This window comes from Vibrio cholerae ATCC 14035 (assembly GCF_000621645.1).
Taxonomy (GTDB): domain Bacteria; phylum Pseudomonadota; class Gammaproteobacteria; order Enterobacterales; family Vibrionaceae; genus Vibrio; species Vibrio cholerae.
Window position 1 is genome coordinate 148,807 of the sequence record NZ_JHXR01000010.1, and the last position, 18,304, is coordinate 167,110.

Here is an 18,304-nt window from a genome sequence, read left to right on the forward strand (position 1 = left end):
TTTTTGGTTATCCCTTCGCTGTTTTATACAGACGTAAGGTTACTTCTCTTTCCTGCTTATGATCAACTAGTCGCGCAGGATATAACACGCTATTGACAGCCGGATAAGCCCAAGGTTGATGAATATAAGCCGAAGAAACTGAACGCAGCTCCGGCACCCAACGGCGGATGAAGTCGCCATTCGGGTCAAATTTCTCCCCCTGACTGACCGGATTAAAAATCCGAAAATAGGGCTGTCCATCACACCCAGTGGATGCACACCACTGCCAACCACCATTGTTGGCCGCATAATCACCATCAATCAGGCGACTCATGAAATAGCGCTCACCCCAGCGCCAGTCGATGTGCAGATCTTTGGTAAGAAAGCTCGCCACGATCATCCTTAACCGATTGTGCATCCATCCGGTTTGGTTCAGTTGGCGCATTGCCGCATCGACGATCGGATACCCAGTCTTGCCTTCACACCAGAGCTGGAACTTTTCGTTATCATTCCACCACTCCAAACGCGCGCCCCACTCCACAAAGTCACGACTTTTCGAAAGATTAGGCTCAATTGCAACCAAATGCTGGTAAAACTCACGCCAGATGAGTTCGCTCAACCAGGCTTGTGCCCCTTCACTGAGTTCGCCCATTGATGACTCGTGATACAAGCGAGCCACACATTGACGCGCCGATAACACGCCAATCGCCAAGTAGGGTGAGAGCGAACTGGTGCCTTCCTGAGCCGGAAAATCACGCGCTTGATGGTAGTCCTGCACTCGTTCACGGCAAAATTCACGCAATTGAGCGCGCACAGTCTCAAAGTCCGCAGCCCACGGCGTGCTGTCTATTCTGGGGTAATCGAATGCTTGTTCTGGATGCCAAACCAATTCGGCCAACGCACTCGGTACGTTCCAAAGCGCTGCGGGACGATTTTTTCCAATCACAGGCGGCTGAAAAAGAGTGAGCCATGCGCGCTTGAAAGGGGTGAACACTTTAAAAAATTCGCCCTGTTTCGTGCGCACCGAACCGGGAGGTAATACGCATTTATCATCAAAAGCAGACCATGTTATCCCTTGTTCGCTCAGTAACTGCTGTGCCGATTGATCACGTTGCTGCTCGTCCAATTCGTAATCACGATTGGCGAGAACTTGTTTGGCATTAAGTGTTTTCGCCAACTGGCTAACCGCCACAGCCGCCGCTTGAAAATCCGCGACTTGCTGATAAAAAAGTGGCACGTTAAGCGCAGCAAGCTCTTGTTGCAACTCTGCCAAACGTCGCCAAATCAAATCGGCTTGAATAGGCGCTAGATGGTGCTGATGCCACTGCTCTGGAGTAGCGATATACATCGCCGCAACCGGATCGCCACTGTTTAACGCGGCGGTGAGCGCAGTATTATCAAAGCTGCGCAGATCACGACGAAACCAAACCAGTCTCATACCAACTCCCTAAGATTGTAGCTGTTGTAGCACATTCGATAGTACACACTGCTCGCCAAACTGCTGTTGGAGGCTCGCTAATGCTGACTGTTGAGCCACAGGTAGTGCTCGATGGGCGTGCAGAGCCAGAATCTGGTATTGCGCTAACCCCGGATTCTCTAGCAAACCACGAATATCATCGACGGCTTCCAACAGCGTCACTTGGTGACCATTTTCAGCCCACGCCAGAGCCCATAACCAAGCATTCAGCGATCCAGCTTCATCCAAACTAATGCATAAGCATTTGCCTTTCACTGCCGCTTTGTTTTCGGCATCAAGAATAAAAGCTAACTTGCTGAGCATGAGCGTGCGAAACAGACCAATCTGTAGTGAACGCAAAGGGCCTTTCACTCGCTCAAGGGCTTCTGTGACGGGTTGTACAAACTGTGCTTGCATCACACTCAGCGGATACTCTTTAAGCACGGTCGCAATAATCTGCTCCGCTTTGGAACGTTGTAGCGCTGCCAGCGCCGTAAGAAGTGTTTCGCACTCTTCGAGCTGACCAACGGGTTGCGGGATAGACTCACTCTCAGACACCCCACTTTGTAGTAACGCGCCCACTTTTCCAATCGCGACCCCTTTCGCCAACCAACTCTGGATCTGACGGATCATATCTATATCCTGTTCAGTAAACAGGCGATGCCCTTTCTCGGTACGATCGGGTTGCACCAGATTATACCGACGTTGCCACGCACGTAAGGTGACCGGTTTAACCCCAGTGATTTCCGCGACTTCTCTTATCGCGTAACGTTTTTCATCACAAACCATAACGTAGTTTCAACTCCTGAGGATAAGGGTTTAGGTAGCGCTGCTGAGCGAGATAAGCATCAGGAAACAGAGCGAGATAATGTTTGAGTAGCGTGATGGGCGCTAACAGTGGCAGCTCACCCACCCGATAGCTCTCGATCACTTGAGCCAGTTCGGCTTTTTGTAATTTGTTCAGCGAGCGCTTGAAATAACCTTGCAAATGCATCAGCACATTCGTGTTATTTTTGCGGCTAGCACGGTGAGCCAGAGCTTGCATCAAACCTAAGCGGTACTCTTGGATAAAAGAATCCAGTGGATACTGTTTCACATTCGCCACTAAGCGGCCTAACGCGCGATACGCCTGCGGGTTATGTGCCATCAGGGTTAATTTGTAGCGAGAGTGAAATTCGACGATTTTTTTCGCGCTCGGCGCATCGCCCATGCTGGTGTAAAAATCATGCAAACAGAAAACTCGGGTGATGTAATTTTCCCGCAAGACCGGATCATTCAATCGACCATCTTCTTCAATCGGTAGCCACGGCATTTTCTCCATCAAAATTCGGGTATAGACGCCAACACCGTCTTTTTCGGTGCCATTGTGCTTGTAGACTTTGACACGCTCCATACCACAACTGGGTGATTTTGCGCAGACGATGTAGCCACACAACTCAGCATGTTGTAACTCAGCAACTTTCTGCTGTGAGTAACTCTCTAACGCTGCGGTGTGATCACGCGAGCTATCTTTGGTTTCCACCAACGCAATCCGTTCATTTTCCGAGATAAGTCGTAATGTGGGACGCGGAACAGGTAGCCCCATTCCCATTTCTGGACAAACAGAAACAAACTCCGCGTAACGATCGAGCTCATTGGTCACGAAGTGGCTAATTTTATGCCCGCCATCGAAGCGTACTTTTGCTCCAAGTAGACAAGCACTGATCCCAATTTTGAGTGGCGTGGTCTGCATACGAGTCTCCAACACTTATCTATACAATGAAAATTTCTGTACAAGATCTATAGCACGTGATTTTGTACTGTACAAATATTTTTTTTGTACAGAATTTTCCAACCCTACCAACCAAACGATTAGCTCAACGTTTGCCTTATCAGTTTCAACAGATTTCGTTATCAATAGCCTATTTCAATTTTAAAAGAGAGTATTTTGTGACACTTCTCTCAAGTAGCCTTGTGGATACTGGCTAGTATTGGCACAACAGATAAGCCTTGAGCCAACAGGATCCGTAATTAGTATCTTTGTCTGTTGGCGAAATTGAATTGGAGAGTAACCATGGCAACCCCACACATTAACGCTCAACCTGGTGATTTTGCTGAAACCGTATTGATGCCGGGCGATCCACTACGTGCGAAATACATTGCAGAAACCTTCTTGGAAGACGTCAAGCAAGTGTGCGATGTACGTAGTATGTTTGGCTTTACAGGCACATACAAAGGCAAAAAAGTCTCTGTGATGGGTCATGGCATGGGCATCCCTTCTTGCAGCATTTATGTACATGAATTGATTGCAGAATATGGTGTAAAAAACATCATTCGTATCGGCAGCTGTGGTGCAGTACGTGATGACGTCAAACTGATGGACGTGGTGATCGGTATGGGTGCATCAACTGACTCAAAAGTGAACCGCATCCGCTTCAGCGGCCATGATTTTGCGGCCATCGCCGACTACGACTTGCTGGAAACGGCGATTAACCAAGCTCGTGCTCAGCAAGTACCAGTAAAAGTGGGTAACGTATTTTCTGCCGATCTGTTCTACACCCCTGAGCCTGAGATTTTCGAAAAGATGAAAAAACTCGGCATTTTAGGTGTGGATATGGAAGCGGCGGGTATCTACGGTGTAGCGGCTGATCTCGGCGCACGCGCTCTGACGATTCTGACTGTATCGGATCACATTCTACGTGGCGAAAAACTCAGCTCAGAAGATCGTCAAAAGTCATTTAATGACATGATGAAAGTTGCGCTTGAAACTGCCATCAACATCTAATCTATCTTGTTATTACCGTCAGGCCACTCAGCCTGACGGCCTCGAGTACCCCGAGGGGGAGATCGTGCCTAACGACCAACTACCACCGGACGCAGAAGGTTTACAACTCAACTTTTGTAAAACATTGGCGTGTGACAACTTTGGATTGAGTGAAGCAAAACATTACGTTTTGCAACGCGTAAACCCGAAACGGCCAGCGATGGTTTGTCGTGAATGTGGAGCTTTCCCCCCCTTACTTAATAACCGCGATGTGGTGAACGAACTGCACCGCTTACGCCAATTGCACAGTGATGGCCTACCGGCTTGCCATAATCCGGCATGCCCGAACACGGGATTATCCGTCCATACTCACAAACAGCTTTATCACGCCTTTGGTTACAGTGGCGATCGCCAGCGTTATCGTTGCAAAGCCTGCCACTCGACGTTTGTGGATAAATGGTCAGGTGCCAATCATAAGCTCAACTTCCAAGAATCTCTGCTCGGGTTACTGTTTACAGGTTATTCCGTGCGCGAAATTTGCCGCAAGCTGTCAATCAATCCGAAAACCTTTTACGACCATCTCGACCATATCGCCAGCCGTTGTCGTCGCAAATTGGCAATGATTGATGCACGCTGGGTAAACCATGCCAAAGCGTATCAATTTGCCTCGCATTACCAACCCTTGCAGGCACACAGCCATAATGGCGTTTACTGGATTGCTACCGGTGATGCGCAAACGGGTTACATTCTGTGCCAACATCTTAACTACTCTGCCGATGAACAGCCGACGGGCAGCCTAGACCACGATCCTTACCAAACGCCAGCACGTTTTGTGCCGCAAGGTTATGCCGCAGAAGCGCAGGCCACACCCCATAAAGCGTTAACCTTGTTACGGGAACGGATTGATAACCGCTACCAACTGATTTTGGCGCGTGCCAACGTCGAAGATCCGATGGGCAACTTGGCACAGTTTCACTACCCCTCAAAAGGCGCAGTGATCCGGCCGCCTTACACCTCCTACGCCCATTATCTGCATGTGCTGGATATGTGCGACCCAGGCAAACGAGTTTCAATCTTCATGCCGCAAGATCCTCTATTACGTTCTGCGGCGTTAAGCGTCAGCTTGTCCCGTATCCGATGTCAAAATGTTGACCTTATGTACGTAGAGGAAGATCCGGATTGGCAGGCACAAAGCCCATTGGAGAAAACCGATATTGTGCACATGGGGTGGTGGCGTGATCGTTGGGCTATCGCTCATTCAGGCACCAAAGCCAAAGGGATTTGTTATTTAGCGGGCAGCAACCCTGACCCACAACACTGGTTACAGCACGCCTCCATAAGACAAATCGAATACTATCAGAATCGATTCCAGCTCTTGTTCGAGTCCTTCATCAATGAGCCACGTCGTAAACTGCGGCCGGGCGGGATCCAGCCTCTGCTGGACATATTCCGTGCATGGCACAATTTATGCTACCAAGATAAACATGGATTTACTGCGGCACAAAACCTAGGTTTATCGCAGCATCCTCTAACATTAAAGGAACTTTTGTCCTAAATTGCTTAGAGGAAGAGTGTGAGATAACACTAATTATTATCGAATGACTTGATAAAAGTGTCCGTTTTTTCACATGAAATCGTGTTTAATGGCGTCTTATCCCTATAATGGGTAAGCCATGACGAGCATGAAATCGCCTAAGGACGACTGTATTTTGGACAAAAGCCAATATCTTCTTGAACTAGAAATAGAGCAGCTCAGATCACGCATCGAATCTGAGCCTGAGAAGGTATTCGTCCAAGCGGAACAGTGCTTAATCCGAGCTCGGCAAATTCACTTTACCTCAGCGATTATCGAATCTTTGATCATTATGTCCCGCTGCCTCTGGTGCAAAATGGACTATCGCACAGGGTTTAAGTACATCAAAGAGGCTTACCAAAATCAGCTCAATCTTGAGACGGACCATTTCCTGCCTGAGATTCTGCATATCCATGCCTTACATCATTGGGGACAAGCCAAATACTACACCGCCCAACAATTTTGGATTAATGCCTTAGAGCAGTCCGCACTCGTGGATGAACCAGAGATTGAGTGCCTGATTGGCCTTGGTAACATCTGGCGGATCACGGGCGAATATAAACTCGCATGTTCCACCCACGAACTGGCCGTCAAAGTTGCCAATAACACCCGCATTGATTGGCTGGAAGGCAAAGCGCGAATTTTGTGGGCATGGGATCTGTACCATCTCAATCAGTACGTGGATATGCTGACCGTGCTCGATGGCGCTGAAGAGGTGCTGCAAAACAACAGCAATGTGACATGGCAAGCCGAAGTGTGGGACTTCCGTGGGCTGGCTCTGCTTGGCTTAGAGCGGCTTGAAGATGCTGAAGAAGCCACTCGCAAAGCCCATGAACTGGCGGTTGAAAATAATCTCACTTGGATGAAAGCGCACTCGTTTATCAGCCGCGCTCGTCTAGAACTGCTGCGTAAAAATTTCTCGGTGGCTGCCGAGCTGCTCAGCAGTGCGGAAAAAGCGGCCAGTTCATTCGATAACGGCGAGCTTCTTTCGCAGATCTGTTATCAACAATCCCGCGTTGCAGAAGAAAATGGCGACCCTCAGGCGGCCTTAACCGCGTTTAAAAAATACCGTCGCTACACGGTGATGATGCTGCGAGAACAAACTCTGCGCGTGGGCATGGACAAAGCCCGCTCATCGAAACGCCAACTTGAGCAGCGAGCGCGCAAACTGATCAACCGAATTCGTGGTCAACACGAGTTTGACCCGGAAAAACATCTCTCCAACGTGGTATCGGAAACCTATTGGTGGGAACAATTGGTACTGTTCAAAACCGAGCTGAAAAAATCCAATCATGCCGTTGTCGTCATCCAGCATCCCAACGCCAAATACATTGATGTGTGCACCGAAGTGATTCACTCACTCTGCGCTCCGCAAGATTTACTGTCACGGATCAGCAGCGACCGCTTGGGGCTATTGCTGGCCGAAAAAGGTGATGCTGCACTCGAAATATTCCAAGTGATGGCCAAAATGATTGAAATTTATCCTTGGCACCGTAAGGGATTAGATGGACCACTCCCCAAAATCATGCTGCAAGATATTCTGTCCTTCCCGTTTACGCTGGAACAGTTGATTGGTAGCCAAGCACAGGAAAAGTCGTATGGAAACCCTGCTCAATAAGATCAAAGAAGCGGGACTGGATGCGGCCGCTGTCGCTGGTGAAGAGGCGATCATTTTCTGGAACCATGTCAGACAGCACGTGGCAACCACCGCCCAAGAGCGCGCACAAAGCTACATCATCAGCGCCGAATACCGCCGCGAAATGAAACAGTGGCAAACCAGTATTGAAGAGCTGCGCGCTGCTCTTTCCCTATTAGAGTTACCCGCGGATCTGGAATTAATGCTCTCGGTCAAACACAGTTTGAGTGAGCGTTTACTCGACCATGGTGAATATGTCGCGGCACTGTCTGAATACGTGGCGATATCCAACATCGCCGTTGAGCATGGCATGATTGATGACTACGTACTTGCGGTGCTCGGAATGGGCAATTTATGTGATGCTTATGGCGATCACAGCCGTGCGTTACGCTACTACCAAAAGATTGACAGCATAGATCATGCGATTTCTAGCCGCTCACTGCGCCTGCGTTACAAACTGTATATGCTGGCTTGCTACATCAGCCTTGGTCGTTATGCAGCGGCCAATGATCTGATAAAAGAGTGTGATGAGTTGAGCATTCTGGTCAGCGATAAACTGCTGACTGGGCAGATCATGCTCTATCAAGCCAAGCTTTATCTGCAACAAGGCAAAGTGCAAAAGGCGATGATGACACTCGCCAATGCACAGTATTCGTCATCGCTGACACCATCGGATTGGCTATCAAGCATGCTACGCATCGAGTTAGCGCATTGCCTCTCTAAAGCAGGTAAGGCACATTTTGCGACCATGCTGCTGAGTAGCACCGAAAAGCGCTTACAAAACATTCATTCCCCTTTCCTTGAAAAACGCCTCTATGAAGCGTTCAGCGAAGTGTGTGAACTTGAAGGAATGTACAAAACCGCACTGGTTTACGAAAAGAAAGCATTTCGCATCGAAAGCGATTTAATGAAGCAGATCCCCATCAGTGAATTAGGCCCAATTCAGCTGCGCCGCCTGTCGCGCTTTGAGCTGCAACTTAAACTGATTTTGTCGGAATTAGAAAATCGTGAGCTTAAAGAAACCACCGAAAGCCAAAAGAATACGGTGTTGCAACTACAGCAAGATGTGTTCACCGATCCACTGACAAAACTGCATAACCGCCGTTGGTTGGACGTGAAGCTGAAAGATCTGCTGCTGCACGAAACCCCGTTTGCTTTCTTAGTCGTTGATATTGACCACTTTAAATCGATCAATGATGAATTGAGTCATTTGGTAGGGGATAAAGCGATTGTCAATGTATCCAGTGAACTGGCGAGTTACTTTAAATTCCGTGGTGCCTCCTGCGTACGTTTCGGTGGCGAGGAATTTCTGGTGATTTTGGAAAACGTCACCAGTGATATGGCACAAATGCATGCCGAAACCTATCGCCAACGTATTTTTGATTTCCCATGGCAAGACGTACTTGGCGAACGGGGACTGACGGTCAGTATCGGTATCACCTTGCATCGCGAGGGGGAAAATACCCAACGTACGTTCTACCGCGCTGACAAAGCTTTGTATCGCGCCAAAGCCAATGGCCGTAACCAAGTGTGTGTTGAGTAGGCTGAGCAGCATTTGTACGATGTGATCGCGTCTGAATATTATATGACGGGTGATCGAACTTCTATTATGGATTGGTGTCTAGTGGTTTCTGGCCACTTGGCCATTGTGCTTAACTTCCTCTAAAGGACTATTTCATGTTTCTTGATTATTTTGCACTCGGGTTGCTGATCTTCGTCGCCCTAGTGATTTTCTACGGAATTATTGTTATCCACGACATCCCTTACGAAATTGCCAAAGAACGCGAACACCCACACCAAGATGCCATTCATTATGCAGGCTGGGTAAGTTTATTCACTTTGCACGCCCTTTGGCCATTTTTGTGGATTTGGGCAACATTATGGCGCAAAGAACGTGGCTGGGGATTTCAGAAATTGGAAGCCGAGCAACATGATATTCACCATCGAGTCGACGTTTTGATTGATGAAGTAAAACAATTGCGTACCGAACTAGAGACGTTAAAAACTTCTTCTCTCTCAGTACCTAAATCTACCCCTGCGGCATCAACATCAGAGGAGAAGCAATAATGGATTTACTGCTGATCCTGACTTACACCGCCCTGTGTGTTGCAGTTTTTAAGGTTTTCAAAATTCCACTCAATAAGTGGACAGTGCCCACCGCAGTGCTCGGCGGCGTGATACTGATTGGAACCCTGATCTTGCTGATGAACTACAACCACCCTTTTACTCAGTTGGGAAGCCAAGTCTATTCGACTACTCCGATTGTGTCTGGAGTACGAGGACGGGTGGTGGAAGTTCCTGTGAAACCAAACCAGCCACTGACACAAGGTGATGTTCTGTTCCGTATTGATCCTATCCCCTTCGAGGCTGACGTTGCTCGCTTAAAAGCCAAAGTCAAAGAAGCGAGTCAAGGGGCCTTGGGGTTAGAGTCTACTTTAAAAGAGGCGCAAGCGGCTGTACTCAAAGCCATCGCAGAGCGAGACAAAGCGCAACGTGAATATGATCGTTATCAACGTGGTTATCAACGTGGCGCATTTACTGAACAGCAAATGGATACCACTCGCCAAACTTACAAAGCCGCGCAAGCCGCCTTGGAGGTTGCACAGTCAAAACAAGAGCAAGCCCAAATCGCTTTAGATTCGGAAGTCGGTGGTGAAAATACCACGGTCGCTCAGCTCTTAGCGGAACTGCGTAAAGCGGAATTCGATTTGGAGCAAACCATCGTGCGTGCCCCAACGGATGGCTATGTTACTCAGTTGGCTTTGCGTCCGGGCATGATGTCTGTCCCTTTGCCTCTGGCTCCTGTCATGACTTTTGTGCATACGGAAGAGAAAATCTACACTGCGGCTTTCCGCCAAAACTCTCTACAACGTCTACAACCGGGATTTGCCGCTGAATTTATGTTCCGCGCACTGCCAGGTAAGGTATTTAAAGGAGAGGTGATTGAAGTGCTACCCGCGATCGGAGAAAGCCAAATCCAAGCCCGTGGTGCTTTACTTGGGACAGACGCGCTCAGAACCTCTGGACGCGTTTTTGTAACGCTGCGCATTACTGATGATTTATCGCAGTACCATCTGCCTATGGGTTCCGCGGTTGAAGTCGCGGTGTACTCTGACAGCTTTGAACATGTTTCTATCATGCGAAAAGTACTTATCCGCATGAAAAGTTGGCAGAACTACCTCTACCTCGATCACTGATCGCCTGTATACCCAAACGACTTGGAGTTGCAGGTAGGCGGCAGAGCGTTCATCCCCATGAGCATAGATACACACTGTGATTGGGGGGAACGAACGTAGCCAACACCGCTGCAGCTTCAAGTAGGAAGGGGATAGAGTCATCGCCAAAGCCGCTCAATCGAGCGGCTTTTTTGTTGGCTTTGTCGGCTTACTGTTTATTTTGAAGAGATCTCGAGCAGCAGGGCTTCTACGGCGGCAGCCAACTGGCGATCCTCGCCGGCGACAACCGATTCCGGATCGTTATAAACCAAAATATCTGGGATGATTTCTTGGTTTTCAAACCAACGACCTTGCTCATCCTTGATACCGAGTTGCGGCACTCCGTAAATCAATCCGGGCTCTTGTTGCTGCTCCCAAATCACTGCCGTGCCAGTACCGGGAACCCTTTCGCCCACTAGCTTTCCTAGCCCTTCTTTTTGATAGAAATACGGTACGATCGAACCGTCTGAATAACTGTCTGCGTTGGCGAGCATAATGCTCGGTTTCGCCCAGCGACGTTCAGGGAAAGAGGAGACTACATAACCATCACGTGTCTGCATGACTGAATGTCGCGTTCCAGACAATATCTCCATCACTTGATCATGCAGCCAACCTCCAGCATTAAAACGCACGTCGACCACTAAGCCGAGTTTGTCTTTTTCAAGGCCAAACATGTCATTTTGCATCTGCTCAAAACTGGCAGCATCCATCGCGGCAAGATGCACATAGCCAAGGCGTCCATCGGAGAGCGTCTCCACTAAGGCTCGGCGCTGTTCAACCCACTGCTCATAAAGCAGCTCACTTTCCTCTTCAAGAGTGATCGGCACTAACGTAAAGTTCTGCGCTTTCTCCTCCCCCGGTACCAGCACACTTAAACGAGTTAATTTACCTTGGGTAAAATTCAGGAACGGATAAATATCCTGTTGATCGCTAATTTCTTTCCCGTTTACGGAGTAAATAATCGCTCCTGCCTTGATCGGAGATTGATAAGTATCTGCAGGGCCTCCGGGTAGCAGTGATTTCACACGCACGCCCTTACCTCGGTAACGATCATCATAGTAAAGCCCTAAGGATGCGGGCTCCTCCCAACTGGAGTTACCAGCCATAAAGAAGGCTCCTGTATGGGAGACATTCAAATCCCCGACCATTTCACTCAGTAACTCGGCAAAATCGCTGTAGGTACGGATGCTCGGCAGATGTTTACGATACAAATCACCGTACTGTTGCCAATCTACACCATGCATTTGCGGGTCATAAAATTTGGTTTGAGTAAGTCGCCAGACATGATCAAACAAGTAGGCGATTTCTGCACGAAAATCGAAATTAGCCTTGGCTTCATAACGAACAAACTTGCTCTCACCCGTCAAGACATTCAGATTCTCGATACCGTGCTCCCCCATGATTAGAAGGCTCGCATCATCAGAAGCCATCGCAAGTAAAGCCGCATCTTCACTCAAGCGGTTAAACAGCGCCGTCATCTCCCCACTGCGCAGATTGATTTCTGAAATTTGTACTGAGTCTCCCAACTGATAAGCGATGATCAGTGCTTGGTTATCGTGCGTTAAGTGCTTGAAAATAATATTGAGTGAGGTAGGAGTCATACGCATAGTGCGCTGCTTAAGCCCTTTATTTTCCACCACCGTTAACTCTGCTGGTGGGTTTTGGCCAGGCCCAAGGTTTTTCTCCGCAGCGATTTCCTCTTCAAGCCACAACTGCTCTTGGGTTTTATTGAAATTGAATTTGGCTTCGCGATTGAGCGCAACACCGTACACATCATACTGCACCACCATATCATCAATATCGCGCAAACCTTTCGCATCGGTTAGCCAGTAAACCCACTGTCCATCGGCACTAAATTGTGGGGCAAACTCAGAAAAACCACTTTGGCTCAAATTGATAGGCGCTTCACTTCCATCAAATTTAAGTAGCTGAATGTCGCCATTCGACATCGCCCGATCGCGAGTGACGATATACTCACTATCTGGCGACCACTGGTAACTCAGATCTTTGTCGAAATACGAGTAGAGGGCATGAGCATCCAGCAAGGTATAGGTTTTATCTTGTTCGATGTCATACACTTTGAGCGTATTACGATTCTCGCGATAAACAATCCGTTTAAGATTAGGAGAATAGAGTGGCTGAATGACATCTTGCTCCGTCGTCAGCACCGGCTCTTCGATAATATCCAATGAGGAGGAGAAGCTTTTCCCACCATCATTCACATAACTTTGATAAAGATTCCAACTGCCCTCACGCTCAGAAGCGTAGATCAAACGATACCCATCACTGGAAAAGGAAACATCGCGCTCCGCTTCTGGTGTATCGGTGATTCGTTGCGTTAAACCGGAAAGCAAAGAGACCACATACACATCGCCACGTGCCACAATCGCCACTTCAGCGGCATTCGGCGCGACCACCATTTCCGTGGCTTCAAGGTTAAAATTCACATTATGACGGCCATCAGGCATCGCGCTGCGACGAATGGAGACCGGCACTTTTTCTGCTTGCTTAGCTCCGGCTTTCAGTCGCCAAATTTCGCCATCAAAACCGTAGGCCAAATCGCCTTGTAAGCTGGCACTTAAGAAACGAACAGGCAGCTTTTGGTGGTCGGTGATTTGTACGGGTTCTGAACCATCAAATCGCTGCTGCCAGACGTTGAAACTGCCCGCTTGTTCAGACAGATAGTACATAGAGGAGCCATCTGCACTCCACACAGGGTTGCGGTCTTCGCCACGAAAAGTGGTGATTTGGGTATGTTTGCCCGTGAGCGGGGACCATTGCCAAATGTCACGTGTAGCATCGGATAGCGCACCTTTACGCCACGGCTGTTCATCAGAGGGTTGATTGGTATACAGGATGTCACTATGGGAAGGCGATATGGCTAAATCACTGATGGCAATAGGTAAAACGCGTTGCTCACGTCCTCCCGCTGCAGGCACCGAGTAAAGCTGAGCCATAAAGCTGCCCTGTTTAACGTTCGCATTGGCTTTATCATCGCCCAGTCGGCGAGAAGAGAAATAGAGCTGCTGACCATCAGCCGAAAACGCATACGGAATATCTTTCGCTCCGTGGTAGGTCAAGCGCCGACTCTCACCACCTTGGATCGAGAGAATAAAAACATCACCAAGACCATATCGATCAGCCGTAAAAGCGATCGATTGGCTGTCAGGTGACCAAATCGGCGTTTCGCTGTACACACCGCTTTCGGTGAGCGCCACGGCATCACCGCCTTGAGCCGGCACCAGCCAAATTTGACCTGCATAAGTAAACGCTATCTTTTGACCATCGGGGGACAACGCAATATCCCTCAACCAAGTCGGCCGAGCCTGCGTGGAATCTTCAGTCTGGTTGGAGCTTGCAAAACCAAGATTCGGTATCGCACACAACGTTAGCGAGAGCACTGAGCTCAGAGCAAAATGCGGCAAATGCATCGCCTTTCCTTATCAATATGTTGAGTTTCAACAATAAGCTACCTCAATATGACTAGGACGTCTAAATCATTTAAAGCCAGCGATGCTCTTTATACCCTTCCTACTTGAAGCTGCAGCGGTGTTGGCTACGCTCGTTCACCCCAATCACATAGTTTGCCTATGCTCATGAGGATTCACTCACTTGCCGCCTACCTGCAACTCCAAGTTGTTTGGGTATAGCATGACCCTTTCACTAGGGACGATGACGCAAATGCTGCCACTCAGGATGACGCTCAAGATAATGTGCGACATAACTACAGACGGGCACAATCGTTAAACCCGCACGTTCAATTTCAGGCAACACACTTTCCATCATCACTTTGCCGTATCCCTTACCTTGCAGCTCATCCGGTACACGGGTTGAGGTAATATGCAGCACCGTTCCCTGCTGCTGATATTTCACTACGGCTTGATATTCCCCTTCCAAAGCCACGCGATAACAGTGGTTATTGGCATCATGTTGCACTGTATTTGCCATGCTTACTCCTTTTCTGATAGATAGATCAAATTAGTTGGTGACTCGCTGAATTGAATCTACACTTATCTCACCATAGAATTCAATGGACTCTACGACCCCATCGACGTCGTATCGCAACACGGAGAAGTTAAATGAATTCACGGCCCGCTGAAAAAATTGATAATAATGATGGCCAAACAGAGACTCCACGCAGTAAAACGGTGTCGACCATCAACAGCACGGATGCGCTGGCCATGGTTGAACACAGTAGTGAGCTGACTTTAAGCATTACGACCCCTGTCGGAACAAAATTCGTCTGCCGCACTCCGTTTATTGGTACTCATACGGATAAGTTTTTACTGGTGGAAATGCCCAAAATATCGGCTGATGATCTGCAATATTTCTTCCAAGAAGGGTTTTGGATGAATATTCGCGCGATTTCACCACGCGGTGAAGGAGCGCTGATCCATTTCCGCAGCCAACTGATGCACATCTTACAAGAGCCGGTTCCCATGGCTTTTCTCTCCATTCCCAATACCATGCAAGTCTCTCAATTACGTAAAGAGCCGAGATTTGAGCTAAATTTAGCCGGCAAAGTACTGTTTGATGAGCATCGTGGGGATTGTGAACTGCGCGATTTATCACGCAGTGGTTGCCGTTTCATCACGCCGCCTTTAGGCAAAACGTACCAAGTCGGGGATTTGGTCGCGTTAGAGATTTTTTCAGACTTGAGGGGCACAAAAACCTTCCCGCCTTTGACCGGAAAAATCTGTAACTTACAGCGCTCACTGCACCATGCTCGTTATGGTTTAGAGTTCAATGAAGAGGGGCGAAATAACGCCAAAAACTTGCTCGCACAGCTTAAGTTTAACGGCACCAAACTGACTCTTAATGCCGAGAAAAAGGCGTAACAAATTGGGATTAAAAACCCCGAGCCACGATCATCGCGGCTCGGGGTCTTGTGCGTGAAGTGGAGGGCTAGCTCGGTATTATCCCAAAAATGAAATGTACCCCTGCAAGATGATTAGGTTAACGATGTCGATAAAGAAAGCACCGACGATCGGCACCACCATAAACGCTTGTGGTGAAGGGCCAAAGCGTTTTACGACCGATCCCATATTCATCACCGCGGTAGGCGTTGCCCCCAAACCAAAACCACAATGCCCAGCCGAAATCACCGCTGCATCATAATTAGCCCCCATCACTTTGAAGGTGACGAAGTAGCAAAAGACGCCCAGCACGACCGATTGAATAGCGAGGATCACCAAAAACGGTAGTGCTAAATCGAAGATATTCCACAATTTCAGGCTCATCAGAGCCATAGCGAGAAACAGCGACAAAGAAACCGTGCCTAAAATATCCACCGTCTCCGCATCCACCTTACGCAGCTTAGTGACTTCGAGCAGATTGGTGATAAAGACACCAATAAACAGGGCGTAAACGAAATCGGGGATCATCAACCAACGAATTTCAAAGGTTTTAACCCAAGCTTCTAGGTATTTTGCTCCGGTAACGCATATGAGCAAGATAAACAAGATTTCAATCACCTTTTTGGCGGTGACTTTATCTTCTTCATATTCGTTATAAGTGACCAGTTCAGGAAAACGAGAGTGGGTTTGTGTGCCGCGCCCATACTCAGATTCAATACCATGTTTATCAACCAGTTTCTGCGCGACTGGACTACCGATAATCCCACCGATGATCAAACCAAAAGTGGCAGATGCCATCGCGATTTCTAACGTATTGGCAAGGCCATAATTTTCGGCAAACGTGTTTGCCCAAGCCGCTCCCGTGCCATGGCCTCCAGAGAGTGTGATGGAGCCTGCGATCAAGCCCAGTAAAGGATCTAAGCCTAAACCTGCTGCAAGCGAAACGCCCACACCGTTTTGAATAATGATGAACACCGAAGCCACGGCTAAAAACAGAAACACCTTCGCGCCACCCTTAATCAGTTGGGTGTAGTTGGCCGCAAGGCCCACCGTACTAAAGAACATCAACATGAAGACATTTTGCAGCGGCAGTGAAAATTCCATATCAATACCGTGAAAGTGCAACGCAGTAATCACACAGGCGACGATAAGCCCACCCACAATCGGCTCTGGAATGTTGAACTTGGTTAAAATGGGCAGTTTGGCATTAATAAAGTGACCTAAAAACAGGACACTGATAGCAATAAGAAAAGACTCTAATGCTCCAATTGAAATGATCTGATTCATAGTACCTCTTTATTATTCAGGCTCATCTCTCCTTGATAAGCGGGTGTCTTGACCCGTTAGGTGACACCAGAACACAACATCAGCGATAGTTATCCTCTAATAAACGGCCACAAGGCCACATAAAGCAATGATATTGCACGGACAAATTTCCATTTAATGCTAATTATCAACAAAAAAGCAGTGAAAATAGCGGGCGATCATACCCAAAAGACAAAAAAATAGCCAATCGCAAGAACCGCGATTGGCTTATATATGATGTGAACAATACTATTCACTAACAACGTCAGTTGGCTAGGTGACCCTCGGCTTAACAAGGGTCACCTAAACTAATGCACGAAGCGTGCCAACTAATTAACCCCTGATTTTTGTGATACTTTGTCAGAAAATTCTCACTCATCTCATCATTTGTTGCAATTTGCAACAAAACGCAATATGAATATGAACCTTATTGTTGAGCATGCGGGAGACACATCGCGTCTGGCTGCAAGTTAACAAAGAACAGGTATAATGACGGCCTTATTCAATTGGCAGGAAAAACAATGAACTACTTGAGCACCTATTTAAAAGGTCTGGCTATGGGCGCCGCTGATGTGGTACCGGGTGTATCGGGCGGCACCATCGCCTTTATTACTGGCATTTACGATACTCTGCTTGAAAGCATTCGCCGCATCAATCCTAGCTTACTCAAGGTATGGAAAGCGCAAGGCTTGGCAGGAGTATTTCGTCACATCAACGGCCTTTTTTTGATCACGCTATTCGGTGGCATTTTTACCAGCATCGCAACCTTAGCCAAACTTATCTCTTGGCTATTAGTCACGCATCCTATTCCTATTTGGTCATTCTTCTTCGGCCTGATTTTGGTGTCGGTATGGCATATGCTGCGCCAAATCGAACAAAAAAAGCTTTCTCGTCTCCTGTGGCTGATTGCCGGAGCCATTTTCGCCTACGGCATTACCGTGCTTAAACCACTACACCTTGAGCCCACTTACATCAATGTGCTGATTTCTGGTGCGATTGCGATTTGTGCCATGATCCTGCCTGGCATTTCCGGCAGCTTCATCTTACTGCTGATCGGTATGTATGCGCCTGTTTTGGGCGCAGTGAAAACCTTCCAACTGGACATTCTGCTGATTTTCTTAACCGGATGTGTGATTGGATTGCTCAGTTTTTCGCATATTCTGTCATGGCTTTTACGCCGTTACCGCGATGTGACTCTGACCTTCCTAACCGGATTGATGCTCGGCACTCTGCCTAAAATTTGGCCATGGAAAGAAACGCTCTCTTGGCGGGTCAATTCCAGCGGAGAGCAAGTACCACTGCTGCAACGCAACCTATCACCGTTTGAATTTGAAACGCTTACGTCACAGCCATCTCAGTGGTTGTTAGCGCTGGTGCTCATGCTAGCCGCGGTCGCTTTAGTTCTCGGTTTAGAAAAATACGCCGAAAAGTAGCCAACCGCTTTGATACTGGCTCACCACCGCACAATGCGGTGGTGAAGTTTCCTCACGAGTACTGCGGTTTCTGCAAGTAGAAAGACAATATCGCCTTGATTTTTCTAA

General features: G+C 48.1%; 14 protein-coding genes. 8 read left to right on the forward strand and 6 right to left on the reverse strand.

Translation table 11 applies throughout. The annotated features are described in order from the left end of the window. Positions 1 to 7: 7 nt before the first annotated feature. The 3 genes from phrB to T411_RS0107580 are packed head-to-tail and all read right to left on the reverse strand — an operon-like array spanning position 8 to position 3,167. The gene (phrB, locus tag T411_RS0107570; protein WP_001241764.1) at positions 8 to 1,417 is read right to left on the reverse strand and encodes a deoxyribodipyrimidine photo-lyase; all 1,410 of its coding nucleotides are present in this window, start codon (positions 1,415 to 1,417) and stop codon (positions 8 to 10) included. Between the two features lie 9 nt (positions 1,418 to 1,426). Further along, positions 1,427 to 2,224 carry a MerR family transcriptional regulator gene (locus T411_RS0107575; protein ID WP_000226965.1) on the reverse strand — a complete coding sequence of 266 codons (798 nt, stop codon included), beginning with the start codon at positions 2,222 to 2,224 and terminating at the stop codon, positions 1,427 to 1,429. Beyond that, positions 2,214 to 3,167 carry a YbgA family protein gene (locus tag T411_RS0107580; RefSeq protein ID WP_001195137.1) on the reverse strand — a complete coding sequence of 318 codons (954 nt, stop codon included), beginning with the start codon at positions 3,165 to 3,167 and terminating at the stop codon, positions 2,214 to 2,216. The genes T411_RS0107575 and T411_RS0107580 overlap by 11 nt, the downstream gene beginning before the upstream one ends. A gap of 321 nt (positions 3,168 to 3,488) precedes the next feature. On the opposite strand from T411_RS0107580, the gene deoD reads away from it, so the two are divergent. The 6 genes from deoD (at position 3,489) to T411_RS0107610 (ending at position 10,584) form a co-directional block, all read left to right on the forward strand. Then, the gene (deoD, locus tag T411_RS0107585) at positions 3,489 to 4,199 is read left to right on the forward strand and encodes a purine-nucleoside phosphorylase (RefSeq protein WP_000224889.1); all 711 of its coding nucleotides are present in this window, start codon (positions 3,489 to 3,491) and stop codon (positions 4,197 to 4,199) included. A 64-nt stretch (positions 4,200 to 4,263) separates the two neighbouring features. Beyond that, entirely contained in the window at positions 4,264 to 5,733 is a 1,470-nt protein-coding gene (locus tag T411_RS0107590; protein ID WP_001132380.1) for a hypothetical protein, read from the forward strand. Between the two features lie 154 nt (positions 5,734 to 5,887). Further along, the gene (locus tag T411_RS0107595; RefSeq protein ID WP_000361578.1) at positions 5,888 to 7,369 is read left to right on the forward strand and encodes a tetratricopeptide repeat protein; all 1,482 of its coding nucleotides are present in this window, start codon (positions 5,888 to 5,890) and stop codon (positions 7,367 to 7,369) included. Then, positions 7,350 to 8,930: a GGDEF domain-containing protein gene (locus T411_RS0107600; RefSeq protein WP_000449150.1), complete on the forward strand. Its 1,581-nt coding sequence runs from the start codon at positions 7,350 to 7,352 to the stop codon at positions 8,928 to 8,930. The genes T411_RS0107595 and T411_RS0107600 overlap by 20 nt, the downstream gene beginning before the upstream one ends. Positions 8,931 to 9,064: 134 nt before the next feature. Then, positions 9,065 to 9,454: a DUF3302 domain-containing protein gene (locus tag T411_RS0107605; protein ID WP_000478180.1), complete on the forward strand. Its 390-nt coding sequence runs from the start codon at positions 9,065 to 9,067 to the stop codon at positions 9,452 to 9,454. Beyond that, entirely contained in the window at positions 9,454 to 10,584 is a 1,131-nt protein-coding gene (locus tag T411_RS0107610) for an HlyD family secretion protein (protein ID WP_000364999.1), read from the forward strand. The genes T411_RS0107605 and T411_RS0107610 overlap by 1 nt, the downstream gene beginning before the upstream one ends. A gap of 194 nt (positions 10,585 to 10,778) precedes the next feature. On the opposite strand, the gene T411_RS0107615 is transcribed toward T411_RS0107610, so the two are convergent. After that, entirely contained in the window at positions 10,779 to 13,898 is a 3,120-nt protein-coding gene (locus tag T411_RS0107615) for a S41 family peptidase (RefSeq protein ID WP_001911644.1), read from the reverse strand. 367 nt (positions 13,899 to 14,265) lie between these two features. Next, the gene (locus T411_RS0107620; RefSeq protein WP_000024343.1) at positions 14,266 to 14,550 is read right to left on the reverse strand and encodes a GNAT family N-acetyltransferase; all 285 of its coding nucleotides are present in this window, start codon (positions 14,548 to 14,550) and stop codon (positions 14,266 to 14,268) included. 131 nt (positions 14,551 to 14,681) lie between these two features. Here T411_RS0107620 and T411_RS0107625 point away from each other — a divergent pair, with 131 nt between their 5' ends. Beyond that, positions 14,682 to 15,440 (forward strand): PilZ domain-containing protein, encoded by a 759-nt coding sequence (locus T411_RS0107625; RefSeq protein WP_001088585.1) that lies wholly within the window; start codon positions 14,682 to 14,684, stop codon positions 15,438 to 15,440. Between the two features lie 78 nt (positions 15,441 to 15,518). Here T411_RS0107625 and gltS read toward each other — a convergent pair whose 3' ends face one another. Then, positions 15,519 to 16,745 carry a sodium/glutamate symporter gene (gltS, locus tag T411_RS0107630; protein ID WP_001071807.1) on the reverse strand — a complete coding sequence of 409 codons (1,227 nt, stop codon included), beginning with the start codon at positions 16,743 to 16,745 and terminating at the stop codon, positions 15,519 to 15,521. A 539-nt stretch (positions 16,746 to 17,284) separates the two neighbouring features. Between gltS and T411_RS0107635 the strand changes: the two genes are divergently transcribed. After that, positions 17,285 to 18,196: a polyprenyl-phosphate transporter gene (locus T411_RS0107635; RefSeq protein ID WP_001108560.1), complete on the forward strand. Its 912-nt coding sequence runs from the start codon at positions 17,285 to 17,287 to the stop codon at positions 18,194 to 18,196. The last annotated feature ends 108 nt before the right edge of the window (positions 18,197 to 18,304 follow it).

What these genes read in the sequence shown, in the direction of transcription:
- phrB (WP_001241764.1), bottom strand. Translation starts at nt 1,417, where the DNA reads ATGAGACTGGTTTGGTTTCGTCGTGATCTGCGCAGCTTTGATAATACT.
- T411_RS0107575 (WP_000226965.1), bottom strand. Translation starts at nt 2,224, where the DNA reads ATGGTTTGTGATGAAAAACGTTACGCGATAAGAGAAGTCGCGGAAATC.
- T411_RS0107580 (WP_001195137.1), bottom strand. Translation starts at nt 3,167, where the DNA reads ATGCAGACCACGCCACTCAAAATTGGGATCAGTGCTTGTCTACTTGGA.
- deoD (WP_000224889.1), top strand. Translation starts at nt 3,489, where the DNA reads ATGGCAACCCCACACATTAACGCTCAACCTGGTGATTTTGCTGAAACC.
- T411_RS0107600 (WP_000449150.1), top strand. Translation starts at nt 7,350, where the DNA reads ATGGAAACCCTGCTCAATAAGATCAAAGAAGCGGGACTGGATGCGGCC.
- T411_RS0107605 (WP_000478180.1), top strand. Translation starts at nt 9,065, where the DNA reads ATGTTTCTTGATTATTTTGCACTCGGGTTGCTGATCTTCGTCGCCCTA.
- T411_RS0107610 (WP_000364999.1), top strand. Translation starts at nt 9,454, where the DNA reads ATGGATTTACTGCTGATCCTGACTTACACCGCCCTGTGTGTTGCAGTT.
- T411_RS0107620 (WP_000024343.1), bottom strand. Translation starts at nt 14,550, where the DNA reads ATGGCAAATACAGTGCAACATGATGCCAATAACCACTGTTATCGCGTG.
- T411_RS0107625 (WP_001088585.1), top strand. Translation starts at nt 14,682, where the DNA reads ATGAATTCACGGCCCGCTGAAAAAATTGATAATAATGATGGCCAAACA.
- gltS (WP_001071807.1), bottom strand. Translation starts at nt 16,745, where the DNA reads ATGAATCAGATCATTTCAATTGGAGCATTAGAGTCTTTTCTTATTGCT.
- T411_RS0107635 (WP_001108560.1), top strand. Translation starts at nt 17,285, where the DNA reads ATGAACTACTTGAGCACCTATTTAAAAGGTCTGGCTATGGGCGCCGCT.